21 protein-coding genes and 1 pseudogene are annotated in these 22,317 nt (G+C 66.6%); 15 read left to right on the forward strand and 7 right to left on the reverse strand.

Annotated elements, in window-relative coordinates; genetic code table 11:
- Nucleotides 1-180 precede the first annotated feature (180 nt).
- A complete protein-coding gene (locus tag CJZ82_RS04245; protein ID WP_233130037.1) occupies nt 181-1,722 on the forward strand; it encodes a hypothetical protein in 1,542 nt (513 codons plus the stop codon).
- On the opposite strand, the gene CJZ82_RS04250 is transcribed toward CJZ82_RS04245, so the two are convergent.
- Both CJZ82_RS04250 and CJZ82_RS04255 read right to left on the reverse strand, forming a co-directional pair.
- Nucleotides 1,631-2,059, reverse strand: coding sequence for a Spx/MgsR family RNA polymerase-binding regulatory protein (locus CJZ82_RS04250; RefSeq protein ID WP_094554535.1), 429 nt, complete (start codon nt 2,057-2,059; stop codon nt 1,631-1,633). The two genes, CJZ82_RS04245 and CJZ82_RS04250, sit on opposite strands and share 92 nt — an antisense overlap.
- Nucleotides 2,056-2,418, reverse strand: a complete 363-nt coding sequence (locus CJZ82_RS04255; protein WP_094554536.1) for a 2Fe-2S iron-sulfur cluster-binding protein — start codon at nt 2,416-2,418, stop codon at nt 2,056-2,058. The genes CJZ82_RS04250 and CJZ82_RS04255 overlap by 4 nt, the downstream gene beginning before the upstream one ends.
- A gap of 129 nt (nt 2,419-2,547) precedes the next feature.
- Between CJZ82_RS04255 and CJZ82_RS04260 the strand changes: the two genes are divergently transcribed.
- A complete protein-coding gene (locus CJZ82_RS04260; protein WP_094554537.1) occupies nt 2,548-3,231 on the forward strand; it encodes a class I SAM-dependent methyltransferase in 684 nt (227 codons plus the stop codon).
- On the opposite strand, the pseudogene CJZ82_RS04265 reads toward CJZ82_RS04260, so the two are convergent.
- Nucleotides 3,198-3,743, reverse strand: a pseudogene (locus CJZ82_RS04265) (inorganic diphosphatase). The gene CJZ82_RS04260 and the pseudogene CJZ82_RS04265 overlap by 34 nt on opposite strands.
- 492 nt (nt 3,744-4,235) lie before the next feature.
- Nucleotides 4,236-4,712, reverse strand: a complete 477-nt coding sequence (locus tag CJZ82_RS04270; RefSeq protein WP_094554538.1) for a hypothetical protein — start codon at nt 4,710-4,712, stop codon at nt 4,236-4,238.
- A 201-nt stretch (nt 4,713-4,913) separates the two neighbouring features.
- Between CJZ82_RS04270 and CJZ82_RS04275 the strand changes: the two genes are divergently transcribed.
- The 4 genes from CJZ82_RS04275 to CJZ82_RS04290 all read left to right on the forward strand — a co-directional run bounded on the left by CJZ82_RS04275 (nt 4,914) and on the right by CJZ82_RS04290 (nt 9,718).
- Nucleotides 4,914-6,743, forward strand: coding sequence for a proline--tRNA ligase (locus CJZ82_RS04275; protein WP_094554539.1), 1,830 nt, complete (start codon nt 4,914-4,916; stop codon nt 6,741-6,743).
- Between the two features lie 28 nt (nt 6,744-6,771).
- On the forward strand, nt 6,772-7,266 hold the full coding sequence (gene psb27, locus CJZ82_RS04280; protein ID WP_094554540.1) for a photosystem II protein Psb27: 495 nt from the start codon (nt 6,772-6,774) through the stop codon (nt 7,264-7,266).
- 131 nt (nt 7,267-7,397) lie between these two features.
- Nucleotides 7,398-8,717, forward strand: a complete 1,320-nt coding sequence (locus CJZ82_RS04285) for an adenylosuccinate synthase (RefSeq protein ID WP_198949654.1) — start codon at nt 7,398-7,400, stop codon at nt 8,715-8,717.
- Complete coding sequence (locus CJZ82_RS04290) at nt 8,714-9,718, forward strand: adenosine kinase (protein WP_094554541.1); 1,005 nt, start codon at nt 8,714-8,716, stop codon at nt 9,716-9,718. The genes CJZ82_RS04285 and CJZ82_RS04290 overlap by 4 nt, the downstream gene beginning before the upstream one ends.
- On the opposite strand, the gene CJZ82_RS04295 is transcribed toward CJZ82_RS04290, so the two are convergent.
- The gene (locus CJZ82_RS04295; RefSeq protein WP_233130038.1) at nt 9,683-10,570 is read right to left on the reverse strand and encodes a precorrin-6A/cobalt-precorrin-6A reductase; all 888 of its coding nucleotides are present in this window, start codon (nt 10,568-10,570) and stop codon (nt 9,683-9,685) included. The two genes, CJZ82_RS04290 and CJZ82_RS04295, sit on opposite strands and share 36 nt — an antisense overlap.
- Before the next feature lie 48 nt (nt 10,571-10,618).
- Between CJZ82_RS04295 and CJZ82_RS04300 the strand changes: the two genes are divergently transcribed.
- Nucleotides 10,619-11,149: a single-stranded DNA-binding protein gene (locus CJZ82_RS04300; protein WP_094554542.1), complete on the forward strand. Its 531-nt coding sequence runs from the start codon at nt 10,619-10,621 to the stop codon at nt 11,147-11,149.
- 8 nt (nt 11,150-11,157) lie between these two features.
- On the opposite strand, the gene CJZ82_RS04305 is transcribed toward CJZ82_RS04300, so the two are convergent.
- Nucleotides 11,158-11,391, reverse strand: a complete 234-nt coding sequence (locus tag CJZ82_RS04305) for a hypothetical protein (RefSeq protein WP_233130039.1) — start codon at nt 11,389-11,391, stop codon at nt 11,158-11,160.
- 61 nt (nt 11,392-11,452) lie between these two features.
- Between CJZ82_RS04305 and CJZ82_RS04310 the strand changes: the two genes are divergently transcribed.
- From CJZ82_RS04310 to CJZ82_RS04320, 3 genes are read left to right on the forward strand one after another with little or no spacing between them, the layout of a single operon-like run.
- Complete coding sequence (locus tag CJZ82_RS04310) at nt 11,453-12,019, forward strand: DUF2854 domain-containing protein (RefSeq protein WP_094554543.1); 567 nt, start codon at nt 11,453-11,455, stop codon at nt 12,017-12,019.
- A gap of 54 nt (nt 12,020-12,073) precedes the next feature.
- Entirely contained in the window at nt 12,074-12,991 is a 918-nt protein-coding gene (gene argB, locus CJZ82_RS04315) for an acetylglutamate kinase (RefSeq protein ID WP_094554544.1), read from the forward strand.
- Nucleotides 12,984-14,099, forward strand: coding sequence for a DUF3153 domain-containing protein (locus CJZ82_RS04320; protein WP_233130040.1), 1,116 nt, complete (start codon nt 12,984-12,986; stop codon nt 14,097-14,099). Before argB ends, CJZ82_RS04320 begins: the two co-directional genes overlap by 8 nt.
- An 8-nt stretch (nt 14,100-14,107) precedes the next feature.
- Here the strand turns inward: CJZ82_RS04320 and priA are convergent, their stop codons facing one another.
- Nucleotides 14,108-16,369, reverse strand: coding sequence for a primosomal protein N' (gene priA / locus CJZ82_RS04325; RefSeq protein ID WP_233130041.1), 2,262 nt, complete (start codon nt 16,367-16,369; stop codon nt 14,108-14,110).
- Between the two features lie 422 nt (nt 16,370-16,791).
- On the opposite strand from priA, the gene rpoD reads away from it, so the two are divergent.
- The 5 genes from rpoD (at nt 16,792) to hemC (ending at nt 22,311) form a co-directional block, all read left to right on the forward strand.
- On the forward strand, nt 16,792-18,231 hold the full coding sequence (rpoD, locus tag CJZ82_RS04330) for an RNA polymerase sigma factor RpoD (RefSeq protein WP_094554547.1): 1,440 nt from the start codon (nt 16,792-16,794) through the stop codon (nt 18,229-18,231).
- A gap of 59 nt (nt 18,232-18,290) precedes the next feature.
- Nucleotides 18,291-20,096, forward strand: coding sequence for a glycosyltransferase family 39 protein (locus CJZ82_RS04335; RefSeq protein ID WP_233130042.1), 1,806 nt, complete (start codon nt 18,291-18,293; stop codon nt 20,094-20,096).
- A gap of 58 nt (nt 20,097-20,154) precedes the next feature.
- The gene (locus CJZ82_RS04340; protein ID WP_094554548.1) at nt 20,155-20,841 is read left to right on the forward strand and encodes a phosphatase PAP2 family protein; all 687 of its coding nucleotides are present in this window, start codon (nt 20,155-20,157) and stop codon (nt 20,839-20,841) included.
- 16 nt (nt 20,842-20,857) lie between these two features.
- Nucleotides 20,858-21,262 (forward strand): DUF1824 family protein, encoded by a 405-nt coding sequence (locus tag CJZ82_RS04345; RefSeq protein WP_198949655.1) that lies wholly within the window; start codon nt 20,858-20,860, stop codon nt 21,260-21,262.
- Between the two features lie 95 nt (nt 21,263-21,357).
- Nucleotides 21,358-22,311: a hydroxymethylbilane synthase gene (gene hemC / locus CJZ82_RS04350; RefSeq protein WP_094554550.1), complete on the forward strand. Its 954-nt coding sequence runs from the start codon at nt 21,358-21,360 to the stop codon at nt 22,309-22,311.
- Nucleotides 22,312-22,317: the final 6 nt, after the last annotated feature.

Raw genomic sequence — 22,317 nt, forward strand, 5'->3', positions numbered from 1 at the left:
TGGACCGATTGCTGCTCTGGCTGAGGCCCCTTTTGCGGCTCGGGTTCAGGTGTCCCCGCAGGTGTGGTCGGTGATGGGGAGTCCTCGGCGCTCAATGCTCTCCTGCTGGAGCCGGTCACCATAGGGCTTTGGAGCGGGGCGATCCCCCTCTCTACCCTTGGTCGATCGACGCTGTTCTCCATGGTGCGGCCGCGCTGGCATCTGAGGTCCTCGACAGGCAGCAACCGCCTTGGGCATCACTGGGATCAGTTCGTGGCCCTCTGGGCGGCCCTGAATCTGCTCTGGGTCTGCTTCGACATCACTTACGTGCCCCTGCGCACGTTCTGGCTGCAGCGCAACCTCTATCCCCTGCCCTCGGCGCCACTGGTGCTGCGTCTTGGATTCCTGCCCGACATCACGCCCCTCTACGACCCGGTGAAGGGGGTCGAACCCCACCGGGAGACCCAGGCCTATCTGAACGCGTTCGATCAGATGGACCGCGCCCTGCTGGCGGGTTCCACAGCCAGCGACCTGCGCAAGCGACAGGTCGCGCTCACCGATCAGATGATCGATGACAATCCCTTCCTGGCTTCGGGTGGCTCCGGCACGCTTGAGAAGATCAAGAACCGCCTGCGTGAGCGCGCCGACCAGGACTCGGCCAAGCAATCGGCTGGGCTGCTGCTGGGAGACGACTGGCTGGGGCGCCAGCCCTGGAGCGAGGAGCGCCTCTTCTGGCAGCAGCAGGTGCTGCCGCTGGTGGCCACCAACTACTGGCGATCGATCGATGAGAACGGCCGTCCCACCGACCAGTTCTGGCGGATTGATCTGCTCCTTTTCCAGAGCGTCTTCCTGGCGGACATCCTGCTGAGGGCAGCACGGATGCGCCGCCGCCTGCCTGGCCTGAGCTGGGGGGATGCCCTGCTGCGGCGCTGGATCGATCTGCCGCTGCTGTTGCCGTTCTGGCGCTGGCTGCGCCTCATGCCGGTGGTGGAACGGCTGCAGACCAGTGGTCTGGTGAACATGGAGCCCCTGCGAGCCGTGATCAGCCGGGGGGTGGTGGCCCTCCTGGCCGTGGAACTGTTCGAGGTGTTGGCCCTGCAGCTCATGGATGGGGCCCAGGGGTTGATCCGCTCTTCTCAGTGGCCCCATCGGATCCGCCGCCTGCGCAGCCATCAGAGCGTGTCGATCAACGACGAGCGCGAGCTGGTTGAACTGTTGCGCATCTGGGGGCCCCTGCTCCTCAGCGAGGTGGGTCCGCGGCTGGCACCCCAGCTGCAGGCCGTGCTGGCCCATGCCCTGCAGCAGACGCTTCAGACGATGGTGGTGCCACCGGGGCTGCGCCAGCTGCAACTGCTGATGCAGGTGGAGCAGCAACTGACCCAGCAGCTCGCCTCCGGCATGGTGGACAGCGTGATGGAGCTCTCGCGGGGAGCCGGCGCAAGGCTGCAGCGGCGCGACAACCGCCAGATTGATCTGCTGCGCGACTGTGTCGATCGCTTCTGGGACGAGCTGGCCGAAGCCCTGGAGCGTGGCCCGGTGCTGGAGCGCAGCCAGCAGCTGATGTGTGCCCTGCTGGAGGAACTCAAGCTCACCTACCTGGCCCAGATCAACCGTACGGGAATCGATGCCCTGATCCGTGAGCTGGATCAGCTCACGGTGCCGCCGGTGACGGCAGCTGAGAACCAGCCGATGGGAGCAAAGGCTTCAGGGCCTGCTTCCACAGCTCAGGATCAAAGCCCGTGAGCACGGCAACCCCTTCTGCCAGCAGAAGGGGTCTGCGGATCAACTTGCCATCGGCGGCCAGGGCAGTGATGGCTTCGGAGCGAGACATCGCCTTGACCTTGGCGGCGCCGAGGGCGCGGTAGCTGGCCCCGCTGGTGTTGAACAGCCGGCGGGGATCAGGAAGGCTGGCCCAGACTTTCTCAAGTTGCTCCCGAGTTGGAGGTGAAAGCGTGATGTCCACAAGATCCACCTCGACACCCTCCTGTGCGAGCCATTTCAGGGCCCGGCGACAGGTGGAGCACTTCGGGTAGCTGTAGAGCTTTGGGCGTCCTTCGCTGAAGGAACCGTCCAGGCTCACTTCAGGCCGACGAGTGATTTGAGAGCACCCACCAGGCTGTTGGAGCCCTTGCCCACTGCGGCGTCCGGGCGGGTTCGGATGGTCACGTCGCCGTTGACGCTGGTGCGGCAGCTGAGGCGGAAGTTGGCGGGGCGATCCGACAGGTAGACCTGCTCAACATCGCTGCGGGGCGAAAGATTCTGGGCGCCCTCAAGCACTTCGACGACGCAGGTGCCGCACTGACCAAGGCCACCGCAGTTGTTGAGGTTGTTCAGACCCTTGTAGGGGTTGATGCCGGCATCAAGTGCCACCTGGCGCAGGTTGGCCCCCTCAATGCAACCAACCTTCTGGTCTTCATTATCGAAGCGAATGGTGGGCACAGGTCGCAGGGGCTACTGACGCGAACCAACTTACCGTCCGGCGGGTCTTGGACGACCAGCCTTGAAATGGATGTTGGCCCGGGCGGTGGGGCGTCGCTGCCTACGATCCAGTGGAGCGCGCACAGGGCCATGGCTGCAGCGAACAGCGGCGAACTCTCCGGGTACGACCTGGTGGTCCAGGGCCTGATCCCTGGCTATGCCAGCCTCGCCCGGCTCGGGGTGGCCCTGCTGGCGGCCTCCCCCCTGGCCCGCCGGGATGGAGCTGAGGTGCTGGTGGCCGGGTGCGGCACCGGCGCTGAGCTGGTGGAGGCCATTGCCCAACGCCCGGACTGGCGCCTGAGCGCGATCGATCCCTCCCAGGCGATGCTCAGCGCCGCCCAGCAGCGGCTGGGCAGCGCTGCGGCCGGCCTCAACTGGCGGCAGAGCACGGTCGAGGACCTGGATCTTGAGGCCGGCTTCGATGGGGCACTCTCAGTTCTGGTGCTGCAGTCACTCCCTGATGACGGAAGCAAGCTGGCGTTTCTCTCAGCCCTGGCCCGCTGCCTCAGGCCTGGGGGCCAGCTGGTGCTGGTTGATCTGATGCGCCCGGCTCTTCCCCTGCTCGAAGACCAGATGGCGGAGGCCTGGCGCGGGTTCCAGCGGGCCTCCCAGCTGGATGCGCCCCTCGAGCTGCTCGAACCTCTCACGCACGGCGTCCATCCTGTGGGTGTGGCGCGTCTCACGGCCCTCGTGAACGCCGCTGGCTTCGGGGATCCGGCGCGGGTGTTCCAGGCCCTCGATTACGAGGGCTTCCTGCTGCAGCGCTCCTCCTGATCGGCAAGCAGGGCCTGAACGCAGCGCTCCACCAAGGCAGGCACGGCAGCGGCGTCCTCCCAGCCGATGATTTGGAGCGCCCGCCCCTCCAGATTCTTGTAAGTCCGAAAAAACTCGGCCACTTCTTCGAGCTGATTGGCACCGATCTCGCGAATGCTGCCTAGGCCGCTCTCTCGGCCGTTGGCCTCGGGGACACACGAGAGCTTCCCGTCATGGGCGTCGCAGTCGATCATGTCGAGGTAGCCGATCGGTCGGGCAGTGATCAGGTAGCCGGCGTAGGCGGGCTCTTCCATGATCCCAATCGCGTCGAGGGGAGCGCCGTCCTCCGCAAGGGTGTTGGGAACGAAGCCGTCGTCGAAGGGTTAGCGGACCGAGGAATGGAGTATCCGATCGAGGGCCATCAGACCGGCCGCGCTGTTGTACTGGTATTTGTTACGGCTACCGGCGGGAATCTCCACCACCAGGTTCACCAATCCCAGGGATGGCGAGGGGGACAGGCTGCTGATGTCCACGGCTGATGGGAATGGAGAAGCGGGGATCAGTCCGGAAAGAGCCTCGCTCCAGCAGAACGGCAGCCACTGGAACGATCAGAGAAAGCAGAGCAATCGTGGCCCCCAGCAGCGGTGATCCGGGGTCCAGGAGTCCGTCTGGGCTGTAGGACTCATCCTTGGAGCTTCCGCTGGCTGCGGATGAACCAAGCCCTGGCACCTCAGTGGCAGGGGTCTGGAGGCTGGAAAGACCACCCGGCGCAGCAACTGAGGAGGTGCCTGCGGAGGTGGCAGTTGCGGTAGCCGGGCCGGTTCGTGGAGGTTCGGAATCCATGGATAGGGATGAGGGACCAGCTTCAGGGAGCAACGTCGGCTCGGCACTCAGGCCGTTCAGAACGCTGGTCCCGGAAGCAGCAGCAGCTGTCTGATGGGGAGAGAACCACCCCGCAGAAAGTCTGTTACCGAATTCAATATGACACCTTCTGCATGCTTCTGCCCAAGCCGCTGACGAACCGCTCAGGCAGCGGGGCGCGACTGCTCCAACTGATCCCTCTTGGTGCTGAGCACCGCCGGTGCCTGATCCAGTCCCTGCAGGCTGAGACGAATGGCCTGGAGTTCCTCGAGGATTGAGCTCAGTAGCTGCTGGGTAGCCGTTGAGGGTGAATTGAGCACCTCGACGGTCACCTCCTTGATACGCAGCACATCGCGGGCGAAACGGGCCACCTCGTTGGGGTGAAAGAGCAGTGCCTCCTTCTGATCGGTGCGGTATTCCGGGTTGAGCTTGCGCGAGTTGAAGGGTGGATTGAGGTTGCGTGGATCCGTATTGGTGTAGCGGTAGACCGAAGCCCTCGAACGGTTCAGCGCTTTCTGCACCTCGTCGATGCCGATCAGGCCTTCAGCCGATTCGGGGCTGGGATCGGGCAGGCCAGCAGGCCAGGACGGTGGCACGGTCGGTGGAAGCTCTCCATTGGAGCCGGCCGTTGGTGCAACCATAAGACTTATCTTGGACGGCTGGGAATTCATGCCGACGCTAGCAGAGGAAGCCTGGAGATCCAGGTCGCTTCAGCAACCTGCCTGGTGGGGTGATTAAAACGGCTCAGGCCCCGCTCGGCAAGACCAGCCCCGGCTCCCATCCGCCCTGAAAACATGGCCCGTGCGGTGATAGGTTCCCGGGCTGCTCAAGCTGTGGTTTCCATGCGCGTCTCCCGCCTGATGCTGGTGACGCTGCGGGATGACCCGGCGGAAGCCGAAATCCCGTCCCACAAACTGCTGCTTCGCGGCGGCTACATGCGTCGGGTGGCCTCCGGTGTGTACGCCTATCTGCCCCTGCTCTGGAGGGTGCTCACCAAGATCTCGGCGATCGTGCGTCAGGAGATGGACGCCACCGGCGCCCTGGAGACCCTCCTCCCCGCCCTGCAGCCGGCCAGCCTCTGGGAACGCAGCGGCCGCTGGCAGGGCTACACCGCCGGGGAAGGAATCATGTTTCACCTGGTCGACCGCCAGGAGCGCTCCATGGGGCTCGGTCCGACCCATGAAGAAGTGATCACGGCCCTGGCCGCCGATCTGCTCCGCTCCTACCGGCAACTTCCGGTCAGCCTCTACCAGATCCAGACCAAATTCAGGGATGAGATCCGGCCTCGCTTCGGCCTGATGCGCGGGCGTGAATTCATCATGAAGGATGCCTATTCCTTCCATGCCGACGAGGCCGATCTCAGGCTCACCTATCAGCGCATGGACGAGGCCTACCGCCGCATCTTCAGCCGCTGTGGCCTGCGCACAGTGGCAGTTGAAGCCGACAGCGGCGCCATCGGAGGCTCTGCCAGTCAGGAGTTCATGGTCACCGCCGATGCCGGGGAGGATCTGATCCTCAGCAGTGCGGATGGGCGTTATGCCGCCAATCAGGAGCGGGCCTGCTCGTTGCCGGAGCCGGCAGTGCCCCTGCCCACCGCCGGCTCCGGCGCGGTGGAACTTCACACCCCAGGGCAGCACAGCATCGAGGACCTCTGCGCCGCCCATGGCTTCGATCCCAGCCAGACGGTGAAGGTGCTGCTCCTGCTGGCCCGCTGGGCCGAAGCCAAACCACAGCCCGTGCTGGTCAGCCTGCGCGGCGATCAGCAGCTCAACCCCACCAAGCTCGCCAACGCCGTCAGCGCGTCGCTGGGGGAAGGGTCCGGGGCCCTGTTGGACCTGGAGACGATCACGCCGGAGCAGATCCGCTCCGAGGGCCTGTCTGCCTGGCCTCTGGGCTGCCTGGGTCCGCATCTGGGCGATGAACTGCTGGCGGGAGCGCGCAGCTGGCAACCCTCGTTTCTGCGCCTGGCGGATGCCACCGCAGCGGAGCTCGAAACCTTCGTCTGTGGGGCCAATCGCCAGGACACCCATCAGGTGGGAGCCCGCTGGTCGGAGCTGACGGGCGGGCGGCCGAGCGTGGCCGACCTGCGCTCAGCCCAGCCGGGGGAGCGCTGCCTGCAGGACCCCAGCCAGCGGCTTGAGGCCAGCCGCGGCATCGAGGTGGGTCACATCTTCCAGCTGGGTCGCAAATATTCCCAGGCCCTGGAGGCCACCTTCACCAATGAACAGGGTCTGGATGAGCCCCTGTGGATGGGCTGCTACGGCATCGGGGTATCCCGGCTGGCCCAGGCGGCCGTTGAGCAGCACCACGATCAGCTGGGCATTCGCTGGCCCGTGGCGATCGCCCCCTTCGAGGTGATCGTGGTGGTGGCCAGCGCCCAGGACCCCGTGCAGCTGGCTCTCGGGGAGAGGCTTCACGACGAGCTCGAGCGGGCTGGACTCGACGTGCTGCTCGATGACCGCAGCGAGCGGGCCGGGGTGAAATTCAAGGATGCCGATCTGATCGGAATTCCCTGGCGGGTGGTGGTGGGGCGCGGTGCCGCCTCTGGCCAGGTTGAACTGGTGGAGCGCGCTGGCGGAGCCAAGCGAGACGTGGCAGCCGAGGAGGTGGTGACCCTGCTGCAGGAGCACATCGGCGCCGCACGTCTGGGACTGGCTACGGGGAGCCCGTAAGATCGGCCATCGACACGCAGAGACGCTGATGACTGTTGTCTGGAGGTCCTTCTTCCGTTCGACTGGGCCAGCCATCAGCGCAGTTCTCCAGTCCTGCTGGGCCGGGCTGTTCTCACCGAGTTGGTGGAGCAGCACGCTGACGCCCCTGCTGGCCATCGGGCTCGCGCTCAGCCTCACTCTCACCAGCTGCGGCAGTGCCGGCAACAGCCTGAGCGGTTCCTATGTCGAGGACACCATGACGGTGGCTGAATCATTGCTTGGAACCATTGCCATCAGCCAGGACGATCCGGCCCGCCCCGAGGCCGAAAGCGAAGCCCGCGTCCTGATCAACGACTACATGGCCCTCTACAGGCCGAAGGCACGGATAAACGGACTGCCCTCCTTCACCACCATGCAGACCGCCCTGAACTCACTGGCCGGGCACTACACCAATTACGCCAACCGTCCCCTGCCTGACGCTCTCAAGACCCGCCTGGAAAAAGAATTGAAGAAAGCCGAAACCGCCGTCGTCCGGGGCACCTGATTTCCCTTGGGGTCAAGCGGCCGGACCAATCCAGCGGCCAGCCAGCTTGTTTTCAGGCCCCAGGGCTTTGACGAAAGGGCTGGTCATCTGAGACTCTTGACCCTTGTGCTTAGAAGCGGCTACGGGCCGCTGTGTCCTTGGCCAATGTTGTCGTCATCGGTGCACAGTGGGGCGACGAGGGGAAAGGCAAGATCACCGATCTGCTGAGCCGATCCGCCGATGTGGTGGTTCGTTATCAGGGTGGAGTCAATGCCGGCCACACGATCGTGGTCGACGACAAGGTGCTGAAGCTTCACCTCATTCCCTCTGGGATTCTCTACCCCGACACCATCTGTCTGATCGGTTCGGGCACGGTGGTCGACCCGCGCATCATGCTCGAAGAACTCGACATGCTCGGCGGCTACGGCATTGACATCTCCGGACTGAAGCTGGCCTCCACGGCTCACGTCACGATGCCGTACCACCGCCTGCTCGATCTGGCGATGGAACAGCGCCGAGGTGATCGCCGCATCGGCACCACCGGCCGGGGCATCGGTCCCACCTATGCGGATAAGTCAGATCGCAACGGCATCCGGGTGATCGACCTGCTGGATCCCGACCGCTTGCGCGAGCGCCTGATGGGGCCACTGACCGAAAAGAATCTGATCCTGGAGCGGATCTACGGCCTCGAGCCCCTTGATCCCGAGGTGGTGCTGACGGAATACCTCGCCTATGGCGAGCGTCTTGCCCCGCATGTGGTCGACTGCACCCGCACGATCCACCAGGCGGCCCGGGCCCGGCAGAACATTCTCTTCGAGGGCGCCCAGGGAACCCTGCTCGATCTCGATCACGGCACCTACCCCTACGTCACCTCATCGAATCCCGTCTCCGGCGGCGCCTGTATCGGCGCCGGCGTGGGCCCCACCCTGATCGACCGGGTCATCGGGGTCGCCAAGGCCTACACCACCCGGGTGGGAGAGGGTCCCTTCCCCACGGAACTGCAGGGCAGTATCAACGACCATCTCTGCGACCGGGGCGGGGAGTACGGCACCACCACGGGGCGCCGTCGCCGCTGCGGCTGGTTCGATGGGGTGATCGGTCGCTACGCCGTGGAGGTGAACGGACTGGATTGCCTGGCCATCACCAAGCTTGATGTGCTCGATGAACTCGATGAGATCCAGGTCGGCGTGGCCTATGAGCTCGATGGCGAACGCATCGATCACTTCCCCAGCAGCGCCGAGACATTTGCCCGCTGCCGTCCGATCTTTCAGACCCTGCCCGGCTGGCAGTGCTCCACCGCAGAGTGCCGCGCCCTTGAGGATCTGCCCGACGCCGCCATGGCCTACCTCCGGTTCCTGGCTGAGCTGATGGAAGTTCCGATCGCGATCGTTTCGCTCGGCGCCCAGCGTGATCAGACGATCGTGGTGGAGGATCCGATCCACGGACCTAAGCGCGCCCTTCTGAACGTATGACGATCCACGCCGACGGCCGATCTCTCGATGTGGTGGGCATCGGCAACGCGATCGTCGATGTGCTGGTCAGCTCAGACGACGCTTTCCTCGAGAAGCATGGACTGAACAAGGGCGGCATGGCCCTGGTGGATGCCGAGCAGGCCAGGGCGCTCTACGAAGCGGCTGGCCCTGGACTGGAAACCTCCGGAGGCTCGGCCGCCAACACCCTGGCGGGCCTGGCCCAGCTCGGTGTCCGGGCCGGGTTCATCGGCCGGGTGCGTGACGACCAGCTGGGGGCGATCTTCAGCCACGACATCCGCTCGGTTGGGGCTCGCTTCGAGACCCCGGCCGCCAGCACGGGTGCAGCCACCGCCCGTTGCCTGATCCTGGTCACACCCGATGCCCAGCGCACGATGTGCACCTATCTGGGCGCCTCGGTGGACCTTGAACCAGCCGACCTGGACCTGGATCTGGTGCGTCAGGCGGGGATGCTCTACCTGGAGGGATACCTCTGGGATGGAGAGGCCGCCAAGCGGGCCTTCCTCGCCGCCGCGGAGGTGATGCGCGCCACTGGTGGCCAGGTGGCCCTCTCCCTCTCCGATGCCTTTTGCGTCGAGCGCCACCGGCAGAGCTTCCAGGAGCTGGTCGATGGCCATGTGGATGTGCTCTTCGCCAACGAAGCCGAGATCACCGCGCTGTACCAGTGCGATGGTTTCGAGGCGGCGATGGAACAGGTGCGCGGCCGCTGCGCGATCGCCGTGCTCACACGCGGTGCCCTGGGTTCGGTGGTGCTCGGAAACGGGCAGGTCCATCGAATCGATCCCTGGGTGCTAGGCCCCCTGGTTGACACCACAGGAGCCGGTGATCTCTATGCCTCCGGTTTCCTCTACGGACTCACCCGCGGGGAGACTCTGGAGCGCTGCGGCCAGCTGGGATCTCTCTGCGCGGGCCAGGTGATCACCCAGCTGGGGCCCCGCCCGCGGGCCTCACTGCCGCAGTTGGTGGCCGAGCACCTGGGCTGATTGCGCTCCAGTGGGCTCTGGCTGTCCCACCTGTGCCAGCAACTCCTCCAGCGGCCACAGTTCTGATTCGGGCAGCGGTTCCGCCGGTCGCCTGAGCAGCAGCAGCTTCAGCCCCAGCTCGGCGCAGAGCTGCTGCCAGAGCTCCTCGGTCGGGCCGCCCGACTGGCGGCAGAGCACCGCCGAGATGCCCCAGTGCTCCATCAGCGCCCTCTCGATCGAACCGGCAGTCGTCGCCGGTGGCCCCGTGCCGGGACGGTGGCAGGCAAGGGCACCCTCACCCAGCCCCGCCGCCAGGGCCTGCCGCAGGCTTGTCGGGTTGGGCAGGATGCGGGCAAAGCAGGCACTGGTCTTGGCCAGCGCCACGGCCCTCGCCAGATGGCGGGCGCCGATCGCCAGCAGCAGACTCTCGCCGGCCAGGTCGATTCCGGCCAGATCCTCAAGCTGATCGAGCAGGATCAGCCTGGTCCCAGGCAGCTGGCGCACGGGCGGGCGCAGGAGGCGAAGCAGGGGTTGGCCGCCGCGGCTGCAGACCGCCGCCAGATCGGCGCTGATGCGGGCGGCGAAGGGATGGCTGGCATCGATCACCCAACGGAAGGGGGCGAGGGGAGCAGCAAGCAGTTCAGCTTCGATCGCCCCAGGGCCTGCCAGCGCTCCCAGGCGACTCTGCAGCCGGGGGTGGGCGGGATAGGCCCGCAGGGCGTCCTCGCTCACCAGTGAGACCTGCACACTCCAACCAGCGTCCAGCAGCCGGCTGACGATCAGCGGCCCTTCGCCGGTGCCGCCCAGCAGCCAGATCGATGGCCGCCGCCCTGGTACTGCAGCGGCGTCCGCCGCGTCAGATCCGGCGATCAAGGGTTGGGTCCGTGCATCAGGATGGGGCCCACTGTCGTCGAGGGGGTCGTGAACCACTGTTTGCTGGAGGTGGTGGTGCTGGAGGCACCCCAGGTGCGCTACACCCAGGACAACCAGACACCGGTGGCGGAGATGGCCGTCGAACTCGATGGTCTCCGCCCCGATGATCCCCCGGGACAACTGAAGGTGGTGGGTTGGGGTAATCTCGCCCAGGATCTTCAGAACCGGGTGCAGGTGGGTCAGCGGCTGATGATCGAGGGGCGGCTGCGTATGAGCACCGTCTCGCGCGCCGATGGCACCAAGGAAAAGCGCGCCGAATTCACCCTCGCCCGCCTTCACCCCCTCACGGCCCAGGGTTCCGCTCCGGCTCCATCTGCGGCGCCATCTGTGGCTCCACAGATGGCTGCAGCCATGGCTCAGGGCGCTCCGGTGCGCACGATTCCTCGGCCGGCGCCTGCCGCTCCCCGGCCGGTCACTCCGGCGCCGCGCCCTGCTGCTGCGGAGCCACCGCCCCCCACCTGGAACACCTCGCCGCTGGTGCCTGATCTGGCCGACGACGACGACGAAATCCCCTTCTGAGGCCCGGATCAGCCCGGTTCAAGCCGCTGGCGGGCCTGGTCGAGCAGCTGACCGAGCTCCCGCTCCAGTGCAGCAAGATCCAGCCTCAGATCGGGCCAGCGGCCGCCGTCGATCTGCTGCAGCAGCCAGAGGCGATCTTCAGTGAGCTGATCCAGCAGCTTCAGGGTGCTGGGGTCGTCGAGCGGGATCTCGGGGGGAGACGAAGGCGAAGCGGGATCGGCACTGGGGCTGGGGTGATCCATGGCCGGAGGGTCTGCTTGTCAACGATCGCCATCCTGGACCGCGCTGCAGGAAGATGGCGCTATGGAAGCACTCACATCCCCCGGCAGCCTGCTGACCATCCTCGGTGCGGCGCTCACCGTGATCGGCTCGATCGCCTACGTCACCGACAGCCCCAACATCAGCCTGGCGGGAGTGTTCTACGGCGTTCCGGTGCTGCTGGGAGGCCTGGCCCTGAAGTCGTCGGAGCTGCCCCCAGCCCAGCGGCTCACGCCGGCAGCGGAGCTGCGGCAGCTGCGTGAGCTGCCCGAGAACGAGCCCTTGCGCAAGCTTCTCAAAGACGTGACACGCTGGCGTTATGGCCAGAAGGCCCACCTCGAGAGCTCTCTCGAAGCGCTCAAGCTCTGGAACGACGACGCTCCGCCGGAGCTGCTGAGCGTGGCCGAGCACGATCTGGATGGCGGCTATGGCCTGGTGCTCCACTTCCGCTGCCATGGAGTTCCGCCGGAACGATGGCAGGCCAAGCAGGACCGGCTGGGTCGCTTCTTCGGCCCTGGACTGCGCGCTGAGCTGCGGCTGATCTCCGCTTCCGAGCTGGAACTGAGCCTGCTGCCCGGCGCTGATGTCGTCGAGCCCGCTCCAGCGGCCTGAGCCCTGGCCCCGGCGCCTGCCGGTCCCCACGCCCACCCTTCTCCCCTTTTCCTCTTGAGCCAGGACCCCGTCATCAGTGCTGAGGACACCCTGCGTGTGTCCGTGCTCAGTGAGGCGCTGCCTTATATCCAGCGCTTCGCCGGGCGCCGCGTGGTGGTGAAGTACGGCGGCGCGGCGATGGTGCGGGAAGATCTGCGCGACGCAGTCTTCCGCGACCTGGCCCTGCTGGCCTGCGTGGGGGTGCAGCCGGTGGTGGTGCACGGCGGCGGACCGGAGATCAACCAGTGGCTCAAGAAGCTGGAAATCCCCGCCCAGTTCCGTGATGGGCTGCGTGTCACCGACCCCGACACCATGGATGTGGTGGAAATGGTGCTGGTGGGTCGGGTCAACAAGCAGATCGTCAACGGTCTCAACCGGGTGGGGGGCCGTGCCGTGGGGCTCTCCGGCAGCGATGGGGCCCTGGTGGAGGCTCGCACCTGGGGCGAGGGTTCCCACGGACTGGTGGGTGAGGTGGCGGCGGTCAACCCCGATGTGCTCGCACCTCTGCTGCAGAGCGGCTACATCCCGGTGATCTCGAGTGTGGCTGCCGATCCCAGTGGCCAGGCTCACAACATCAATGCCGACACGGTGGCCGGGGAGCTGGCCGCTGCCCTTCAGGCCGAGAAGCTGATCCTGCTCACCGACACCCCGGGCATCCTGCAGGACCGGGAAGATCCCTCCAGCCTCTTGCGCCAGATCACCTTGCCCGAGGCCCGGGAGCTGATCCGTACCGGCGTCGTCAACGCGGGGATGACACCCAAGACGGAATGCTGCATCCGGGCCCTGGCCCAGGGGGTCGGCGCGGCCCACATCCTCGATGGCCGTGTCCCCCATGCCCTGCTGCTGGAGGTGTTCACCGATGCCGGCGTCGGCACGATGGTGGTCGGCAGCAGCCGTGCCGCCGCCCGAGCGAGTGCCCAGCGGCGTGGCTGAGGATCCACTGGCTCCGGCTCGGGCCGCGCTCGATTGCGGTGAGTACGGCCGCTGCCTGCGCTTGCTGGAGCCGATCGTGGAAGCCCATGCCATCACGGCATCGCTGGGCGGACGGGCCCGGATGCTGATGGCCACGGCGCTGATCGGCCAGGGGGAGTCTGAGAGCGCGGCCAGCTGTGTGCGCGGTCTCCAGGCCTGCGTTGATCCCGACCTGCGCCGGCAGGCCCGAGACCTGAGCTTGATTCTCGAGGCCCCCAGCCTCAAGCGGCCGGAGAACTGGTCGATCACCTTGCCGCCGATCGGCGGGGTGGAGTCGCTGCAGCAACGGGTGATGCCCCTGGGCCAGGCCCGCCCAGGCCGCACCAGAGCGGAGTCAGCGCCGCCGCCGCCGGTGGGTCCCACCCGCTCGCCATTGGGCTTTGCGATCGTCGTGCTGGCGGTGCTGCTGCTGCTCACGGGGCTGCTGGGGGGCTGCCTTCGCGTCGACACCGAGCTCAGCCTGCCGGCACCGGGTCGGCTCGAGCTGAGCCAGAGCCTCACCAGCGTCAGCGGCAACTGGATGCCCTGGCAGCGGCAGTTCGCCAGCACCCTCTCAACCGACGCTGAGCTCACTCGCTACAAGCTCTCCCTGGATCCGGATCAGGGCCGCCTCAGCCTCAGCAGCGGCGTGGTGACGCCTGCAGAAGCCTCAGGTCTGTTGCGGCGCCTGGCTCTCGATGCCGGTGCGCTCACGGGACAGCCACTGCCTGCGCCGGTGCTCAGCCTTCAGGAACGCAACTGGCTGCTCGGTGTTCGTCAGCAGCTCGGCTTCGAGCTCGACCTGCGCCAGGTGCAGCCCCTGCCGGGCCTGAGCTTCACGGTGAGACTCCGCTCACTGGGCGTCGGAGCTGTGCAAACAGCCCAGCCGCTGGCCGTGGAGCCCCGGCCCGAAGGGCTGAACTGGCCCCTGCAGCTGGGGGTCGTCAACCGGCTTGAGCTGAGCGGCTGGCGCTGGAGCCGCCTCGGCCTGGGCAGCCTGCTGGTCGCCCTGTTGCTGGTGCTCAGCCTGGTGTTGCAGCGGTTGCGGCGGCAGGCGGGTTTCGGCTGGCCTGAGTTGCCCTCCCCGTAGGAATCCCCTCAGAGCTCGATCGGATCGGGATCAATCGAGAGGCTCACGCTGCGGGCCAGGCCGGCGCGCAGCTCGGCTTCCGGAGGCAGGGGCAGGTCGGCGCCGGCGGGGCCGTGCAGCAGCAGCTGCCAGCGGTAGCGGCCCGCCACCCGTGCCACCGCGGCAGGCGCGGGGCCGATCATCTGCCAGCCGGCCTGCTCCACCTGGGGCCGCAGCTGCTCGGCCAGGGCGGCGGCGGCCGTGGCGGTGGCCGCTCCGGAGGGGCCAGCCAGGCGCAGCAGACACGCCCGGCTGAAGGGCACCAGCTGGGCCTGACGGCGCAGCTGCAGTTCCGCCTCGAGAAAGATGTCGTAGCGGCCGTCGATCAGATGCTGGATCACGGGGTGATCCGGCAGGTAGGTCTGCACGATCACCTCCCCGGGACGCTCACCCCTGCCGGCCCTGCCCGCCAGCTGCAGCAGCAGCTGCAGGCAGTGCTCCGAGGCGCGCAGATCAGGCCGGTGCAGGAGACCATCGGCTGCCAGCACCGCCGCCAGGGTGACACGGGGCAGATCCATGCCCTTGGCCAGCATCTGGGTGCCCACGAGCACATCGGCCTCCCCGGCCGCGAAACGTTCCAGCAGGCCGCGGTGCCCATCCCGGCCCCGGGTGCTGTCCCGGTCGAAGCGCAACAGGCGCAGACCCGAGAGTTCCTGCTCCAGCTGCTCCATCACCCGCTGGGTGCCGGCGCCGAAGGGCTTGAAGGCGGTGGAACCGCAGGATCCGCAGTGGGAGGTCAGGGGCTGGCGGTGGCCGCACCAGTGGCAGCGCAGGGTCTGACTGCCATCGCGCAGCCGGTGGACCGTGAGGGACACATCGCAATGAGGGCACTGAACCACCTCACCGCAACTGCGACAGCTCAGGAAACTGCTGTAGCCGCGGCGGGGCACCAGCACCACGGCCTGCTCCCCACGCTCCTGGAGCCGCTCCATCCGCTCCATCAGGGCCCGGCTGATCAGGCGGCGGTGGCCTTCCGCCAGCTCCTGACGAAGGTCCACCACCCGCACCGGCGCTGCCGCCTGCCCGCTGATGCGGCGGCTGAGGCGCAGCAGGGTGGCCATGTACCGGGGACCCCGGCATGCCAGCCACGACTCCAGGGAGGGGGTGGCGCTCCCCAGCAGCAGCCGGGCGCCCGCGGCAGTGCAGCGCAGCCGGGCCACCTCCCTGGCGTGGTAGCAGGGCATCGGACTGTCCTGTTTGTAGGAACTGTCGTGCTCCTCATCCAGCACGATCAGGCCCAGGGGCGCCAGGGGCAGGAACACCGCCGAGCGAGTGCCCACGGCGATCAGAGGCTCCGTGGGGCCGGCCTGCAGACAACGGCGCCAGGCGGCGATGCGCGCCCGTTCCGAAAGGCCGCTGTGGAACTCGAGGATGCGGCCGCCGAAGCGGGCACGGCAGCGGTCGAGCAGCTGGGGGATCAGTCCGATCTCAGGAGTGAGGATCAGCGCGCTGCGGCCGGAAGCCAGGCAGGCGGCCGCCGCCTGCAGATACACCTCCGTCTTGCCTGAGCCGGTCACTCCCCAGAGCAGGAACTCCTGGCCGCTGGACCCGGCGAGGATCTGCTCGAGGGCGGCCTCTTGGTCCGGATTCAGGGGGCGGGGCGACTCGAGCGGCCCGCCGGCCAGATCATGAGCCTGCTGGACGGCGCCTGGCTGAGGCGCACCGCCGCCAGAGAGCACCTGTCGGCTGCTGCGTAACCAGCCTTTGGCCACCAGGGCCTGCACCAAGGAGCGGCTGAAACCCCATGCCATGACCGTGGTCTGGGAAGCCGCCGAGCCGGGGCATTCCCGCAGGCGATCGATCAGCTGGCACTGGCGGCTGGTGAGTGGCTGGGGGCTCTCCACCAGCTCCAACCGGAGCTGGGTAAGTAGCTGGGGCTGGGCCCGTGCCGGCCGCTGTCCCAGCCAGCCTGGAGGCAAGGCTGTCTTGAGGGTTCGAAACAGGCTGGTGTGGCACTGACGGGCCACCTCCTGCAGCAGCGCCTGCCAGTGGGGATCCACGGCGGCGGCCTGGTGAAGACCTTCCACCGACTGGATCACCGCTGGATCGAGATCAGCCGGAACCTCAGCCAGGGTGTCGACCACCAGGCCGATCTGGGGGCGTCCCCTCAGTCGCACGCTCACCAGATCCCCGACCGCCAGGCCAAGGACCGGTGGTGCGGCGTAGGTAAAGATTCTCCCCTCCCTACCGGCCTCCACCCAGACCTGAACCCAGTGCGGGGGCAAGGACATCTCCAACACGGTCGAGATTCGCCTTGCAAACCCCATAGGGGTTTCTTAAGATAAAGGAGTTGAGCAGCTCAACTGGCTGCTGTCGGAACCAGGCAGAGTTCCGTCCAGTGGGAAGACCTGAAGTGCAGGCTGCTTGGAGAACCCCTCCAGCGCGCCTCCCGGTCTGCGAACACCCCTGACAGCACTGCCTGGCCTCCGGGTCGTTCCACGTCGTCAGGTCTTTGTTTCCTCCGCTTCAACCCGGCGCCTGATGGGGCCTGTTTTTGTTCCTGGTCGGCCATCGGCTGCACTTGGATGCTGAAGAAACGTTTTGTGTCGTGATGTTGTCATCGCGCCCAATTGACTTGGCTGAATTTCCGGCCTGAACTTGTCGGCCCAATTGTTTTCACCTGACTATTCCGTCACTCCGTCGCAGTCCCGCTATGAGCCCAGTGTCCGCCGCCAGCCCCAAGCCAGGCGTTCCTCAGATCCTGATGGTGGCCGCTCCATCGGGAGAGGAAGTGGCGGTGAAGCTCAAACCGAAGGCCAGCGCCACTAAGGCCAAAGCCTCCCCCAAGTCATCCGCAAAGTCTTCCGCCAAGTCAAAGGTCGACCTTGCTGCTGCTGACGACACCGACAAGGGCGAAACCCTGACAGCAGCGAACTCCGTCACCAGGACTCGCAAGCCAACTGCGAAGGCGGCTTCCAAGAGCACCACCGTCAAAGCCAGCCCAGCCGCCGCCAAGGCCGGCACCACCAAGGCGAAGGCAACCACCGCCAAAGCAGCGGCAGCGGCCAAACCCAAGGCTGAACCGGTCAGCACCGACCTCAGCGCCGCAGCCGACGAGCTGCTCGAGGCGGCCGACGGGGCCAAGGACAAGAAGGGCTCGGCGAAGGAAAAGGCCCTGGCCAGCATCAAGGTGGGCCCCAAGGGGGTTTACACCGAGGATTCGATCCGGGTCTACCTGCAGGAGATCGGCCGGATCCGTCTGCTCCGCCCCGATGAGGAAATCGAGCTGGCGCGCAAGATCGCTGATCTGCTACTGCTGGAGGAGCTGGCCACCCAGTTCGAGCAGGACAACGGCCACTATCCAGACAGCAAGGAATGGGCCGTGCTGGTGGACATGCCACCGCTCAAATTCCGTCGGCGCCTGATGCTGGGCCGCCGTGCCAAGGAAAAGATGGTGCAGTCGAACCTGCGCCTGGTGGTGTCGATCGCCAAGAAGTACATGAACCGTGGGCTCTCCTTCCAGGACCTGATTCAGGAAGGCAGCCTCGGCCTGATCCGCGCCGCGGAGAAATTCGACCACGAGAAAGGCTATAAATTCTCCACCTACGCCACCTGGTGGATCCGTCAGGCGATCACCCGCGCCATCGCCGACCAGAGCCGCACGATCCGCCTGCCGGTGCACCTCTACGAAACGATCTCCCGCATCAAGAAAACCACCAAGGTGCTCTCCCAGGAGTTCGGCCGCAAACCCACCGAGGAAGAGATCGCCGAGAGCATGGAGATGACGATCGAGAAGCTGCGCTTCATCGCCAAGTCAGCGCAGTTGCCCATTTCGCTGGAAACCCCGATCGGCAAGGAGGAAGATTCCCGCCTGGGCGACTTCATCGAAGCCGACATCGAGAATCCTGAGCAGGACGTGGCCAAGAATCTGCTGCGCGAAGATCTCGAAGGCGTGCTCGCCACCCTCAGCCCCCGCGAGCGGGATGTGCTGCGTCTGCGCTACGGCCTCGACGACGGCCGCATGAAGACCCTCGAGGAGATCGGGCAGATCTTTGACGTGACCCGCGAAAGAATTCGCCAGATCGAGGCCAAGGCCCTGCGCAAACTGCGGCATCCCAACCGCAACGGCGTGCTCAAGGAGTACATCAAGTAGGCCAGATTTCCTGAGGCCTCGCTCGGTCCCTTGTCGGCCCTGAGCGAGGCTGGTGGCTGGTGTTCTGTTCCTTGCCGGATGGCGTGTTGATCACTCAGGGATGGATGGCCTGGCTGGAGCGCGATCAGCGCCGGCTCTGGCTGGTGAGCGGCCTCGGCTATCTGCTGTTGTGCTGGCTGGCGTTCTTTCAGAACCTGGGCAGCCTCAGCCTGATGGACAAGACCGAGGCCCTGTTCGTGGAGGTGGGCCACCAGATGGTTGAGCGGGGGGACTGGATCACCCCGATCTGGAATGGCGAACTCTTCTTCGATTACCCCGTCTGGGGGTACTGGATGGTGGGCCTCAGCTTCCGCCTCTTCGGTGTGAACGAGTGGGCCGCCCGCCTGCCTGTGGCCCTGGCGGCCAGTGCCGTGGTGCTGGCGGGTTTCGGCCTGCTGTGGGTCAGCGCCTCTGCTGATGGGGGCCTGCGCCAGCGCTGGCAGAGGGCCGCCTTCGGTTCGGCCCTGCTGGCCTTGAACCCCGGCTGGATCGGCTGGGGCCGCAGCTCCGTCACCGACATGTTCCTGGCCAGTGCCATCGCCCTGAGCCTGTTCGGTTTCTTCCTCAGCTACAGCCAGCCCAAAGGCAGCACGGCCCGGCGGCTGGGTTTCGTGGCCATGCCCCTGTTCAGTGCCATCGCTGTGCTGGCCAAGGGGCCGGTGGGTCTGGTGCTGCCCGGGCTGGTGGCTCTGGTGTTCCTGATCGCCCAGGGCCAGCTGATCGCCTATGTGCGGCGACTGCCGTTGCTGCCGATCGTCGGGATCTTTCTGTTGGTGGTGCTGCCCTGGTATGTCCTGGCGGCCCAGGCCCATGGCATGGCCTTTCTGGGGGGATTCTTCGGGTTCAGCAACATCCAGCGGTTCACCTCGGTGCTGTACCGCCACGCCGGGCCCTGGCACTTCTATCTGCCCTGGGTGCTGCTGCTGCTGCTGCCCTGGTCGTTTCACCTGCCCGTGGCGCTGATGCGTCTGCGGTTCTGGCAGCTGAAGACCTGGCGCCGCCAGCCACCACAGGCCCAGTTGGCCCTCTTCTGCCTGGTCTGGTTTCTGGTGGTGCTGCTGTTCTTCTCCGCTGCCGCCACCAAGCTGGCCGGCTACATCCTGCCCATGGTGCCGGCCACAGCCCTGCTGCTCGCCCTCTACTGGTTTCCTCTCGAGAGTGTCCCGCCTGAGGCCAGTGGCGGCAGTGAGCTGCTGGCTGCCCACCAAAGCGACCGGCCCCAGCGTTGGAGCGGCTGGGTCAATGCCCTGGTGTTCGCCGCCCTGGCCCCAGCCGCCGCCCTGGCTCCACGCTGGGCGGCCACGGATCCGGCCTACCCCGGCTTTGCCAGTGCCCTCAGCAGCTCAGGCCTGCCGCTGCTGCTGGCCCTGATTCTGGCGGGAAGTGCCATCGGCCTGCTCGTCCTGCTGCTGCGTCCGGGCCGACCCAGGGCCCTCTGGCTGCCGGATCTGGCCGCCATGCTGCTGCTGATGGCGGTGGTGGTGCCCCCCCTGGCACCGCTGATGGAAACCCAGCGGCAGCGGCCGGTGCGGGAGCTGGCAGAGCGGGCCGGGCAGCTTGCAGCCCCCGGCGAACCGCTCTGGGTGGTGGGCTACAAGCGCTACAGCGTGGTGTTCTACAGCGGCCGCGAGGCTGTCTTCCTTGACAGCCCGGAAGGTGCCCTGGAGGCCCTGAGGGAACCCCCGGCGCCTGGTTCAGCCGCCCGCAGCGTGCTGATCTTCGGAGAGGAATTCCGCCTCAAGGACCTGCCAAAGACCTTGCCTGGGGCCGAGCTGCTGGAGAGCCGTGCCGGGCACCAGCTCTGGCGTGTTCCGCGCACGAGCTGACGCGATGACCATGCAGCATGAGTGACCCACAACACCAACGAACCGATCGGCTGATCACTTGAGTCAAACCCAATCCCCGATATTCTCCGCGCCGACTCCCACCGCAATCCGCCGCTGGTTTCGATTGTTCGGTCCGGTGCGACTGCTGCTCTGCGGCCTGGCGGCCCTGGTGGTGATCTGGATCGAGCAGGTGGTGCTGACTCAGCAGGAGCCGGCGTTCGATGAGTCCGTGCTGGCCTGGCTGGGAGATCGCATCCCCGAGAGCATCGGTCGCTTTCTGGTGATCGTGTATCAGGTGAGCGGCACACGCTTCACGGCGATGCTGGTGCTGGCGGCCTTGATCTTTCTGTTGATCAAGCGATCGTGGAACCAACTGATCTGGGTCGCCATCGGCACCAGCGGCATCCTCCTGATCGTGGATCGCTGGTTGAAACCCCAGTTTGATCGTGCCCGGCCCCTGGACCGTCTGGTGGAGGTGATCGGCCGCAGTTTTCCCAGTGGCCATGCCGCCGGAGCCGTGGTGTTCTATTTCCTGATGTGCACGATTCTGGCGGAGCGTTACCCGCAGCTGCGCCGCCCACTGGTGCTGGGCTCCTCCCTCTGGGTGGGCCTGATCTGGGTCAGCACGCTCTATTGCCGGGTGCACTGGCTCACCGACATCATCGCGGGGGCAGCCGTGGGCTTCATCTGGCTGAGCATCTGCCTGACCAGCCTGCGCTTCTGCGCGGGCCGTCAGAGTGGCTGAGCCAGAACAGGCCGTCATGAACGCCAGCAACAGCGCAGCCGCCATTGATCTCACCAGCCTGATGGGCCTGCGCAGCGCCCCCAGCCTCGATGCCGCCCAGCGTCAGGCTCTGGACCAGGAGCTGAAGCAGCGCCTGGCGGCCTGTGACTGGTTCACGATCGGCGTGATGGCCCCATCGGCCCAGGCGGCCCTGACCGCGCTGCGGGCCTGCGAGGCCGCCCAGGACTGGAGCCCGCTGCAGGGCGAGAGTGAGGAGCCTGTGGAGGGGCCCGTCTTCCTGAAGGGGAATCAGCGCACGGGCCGCTTCCTGCTGCGGGCCGAGACCGGTCTGGGGGAGGGGTTGCTGATTGGCGGTCAGAGCGACAGCCATCCGGAGGCCACCGGCACCTGGGGGCCCCTGCCCCTCGACTTTTTCGGCTGATCACGGTGCGGCCTGCGCCGGCCTTGTGTGGGCCGGTCGGTCCTTAGGCTTGACCGCTGTTCTACGGCCACGCGGCCGGGCTGAGGAATCGATTGATGGCCGGCACCACTCTGCGAATCGCCTCCCGCCGCAGCCAGCTGGCGATGGTGCAGACCCACTGGGTGCGCGATGAACTGAACCGGGCGAATCCGGACCTGGAGATCAGCATCGAAGCGATGGCCACCCAAGGCGACAAGATCCTGGATGTGGCGCTCGCCAAGATCGGCGACAAGGGCCTGTTCACCAAGGAACTGGAGGCCCAGATGCTGGTGGATCAAGCCGACATCGCCGTGCACAGTCTCAAGGACCTGCCCACCAACCTCCCCGAAGGCCTGATGCTCGGCTGCATCACCGAGCGCGAAGATCCCGCCGATGCACTGGTGCTGCACGAACGCCACCGGGGCTGCAGCCTTGAAACCCTTCCGGAGGGCAGCGTGGTGGGCACCAGCTCGCTGCGGCGCCTGGCCCAGCTGCGCCACCACTTCCCCCACTTCCAGTTCAAGGACGTGCGCGGCAATGTGATCACCCGCCTCGAGAAGCTCGATAGCGGTGGCTACGACTGCCTGATCCTGGCGGCCGCCGGCCTGGGACGCCTCGGCCTTGGCCACCGCATCGACGCCCTGATCGATCCCTCGATATCGCTGCATGCGGTGGGCCAGGGGGCCCTGGGAATCGAATGCCGCCTTGGCGACAGCGCGGTTCTTGAGCAGATCAAGGTGCTGGAACACACCCCCACTGCCCGCCGCTGTCTGGCGGAGCGGGCCTTCCTGCGTCAGCTCGAGGGAGGTTGCCAGGTGCCGATCGGAGTGAACAGCCGTTTCGAGGGGGATGAACTGGTGCTCACGGGCATGGTTGCCAGCCTGGATGGCCTGCGCCTGATCCGGGATGAGGCCCGGGGGCCCCAGCAGGATCCCGAAGCGATCGGCATCAGCCTCGCCCAGCTTCTGCGCAGCCAGGGCGCCGGTGAAATTCTGGAGGAGATCTTTGCAGCTGTCAGGCCCGAAGCCTGAGACAGG

The organism is Synechococcus sp. 1G10 (genome assembly GCF_002252625.1).
GTDB lineage: Bacteria > Cyanobacteriota > Cyanobacteriia > PCC-6307 > Cyanobiaceae > Regnicoccus_A.

Excerpts from the sequence above, each read along its gene's own strand:
- CJZ82_RS04245 (WP_233130037.1), top strand. The coding sequence starts at position 181 with ATGGTGCGGCCGCGCTGGCATCTGAGGTCCTCGACAGGCAGCAACCGC.
- CJZ82_RS04260 (WP_094554537.1), top strand. The coding sequence starts at position 2,548 with ATGGCTGCAGCGAACAGCGGCGAACTCTCCGGGTACGACCTGGTGGTC.
- CJZ82_RS04270 (WP_094554538.1), bottom strand. The coding sequence starts at position 4,712 with ATGGTTGCACCAACGGCCGGCTCCAATGGAGAGCTTCCACCGACCGTG.
- CJZ82_RS04275 (WP_094554539.1), top strand. The coding sequence starts at position 4,914 with ATGCGCGTCTCCCGCCTGATGCTGGTGACGCTGCGGGATGACCCGGCG.
- psb27 (WP_094554540.1), top strand. The coding sequence starts at position 6,772 with ATGACTGTTGTCTGGAGGTCCTTCTTCCGTTCGACTGGGCCAGCCATC.
- CJZ82_RS04290 (WP_094554541.1), top strand. The coding sequence starts at position 8,714 with ATGACGATCCACGCCGACGGCCGATCTCTCGATGTGGTGGGCATCGGC.
- CJZ82_RS04305 (WP_233130039.1), bottom strand. The coding sequence starts at position 11,391 with ATGGATCACCCCAGCCCCAGTGCCGATCCCGCTTCGCCTTCGTCTCCC.
- CJZ82_RS04310 (WP_094554543.1), top strand. The coding sequence starts at position 11,453 with ATGGAAGCACTCACATCCCCCGGCAGCCTGCTGACCATCCTCGGTGCG.
- priA (WP_233130041.1), bottom strand. The coding sequence starts at position 16,369 with ATGTCCTTGCCCCCGCACTGGGTTCAGGTCTGGGTGGAGGCCGGTAGG.
- rpoD (WP_094554547.1), top strand. The coding sequence starts at position 16,792 with ATGAGCCCAGTGTCCGCCGCCAGCCCCAAGCCAGGCGTTCCTCAGATC.
- CJZ82_RS04345 (WP_198949655.1), top strand. The coding sequence starts at position 20,858 with ATGAACGCCAGCAACAGCGCAGCCGCCATTGATCTCACCAGCCTGATG.
- hemC (WP_094554550.1), top strand. The coding sequence starts at position 21,358 with ATGGCCGGCACCACTCTGCGAATCGCCTCCCGCCGCAGCCAGCTGGCG.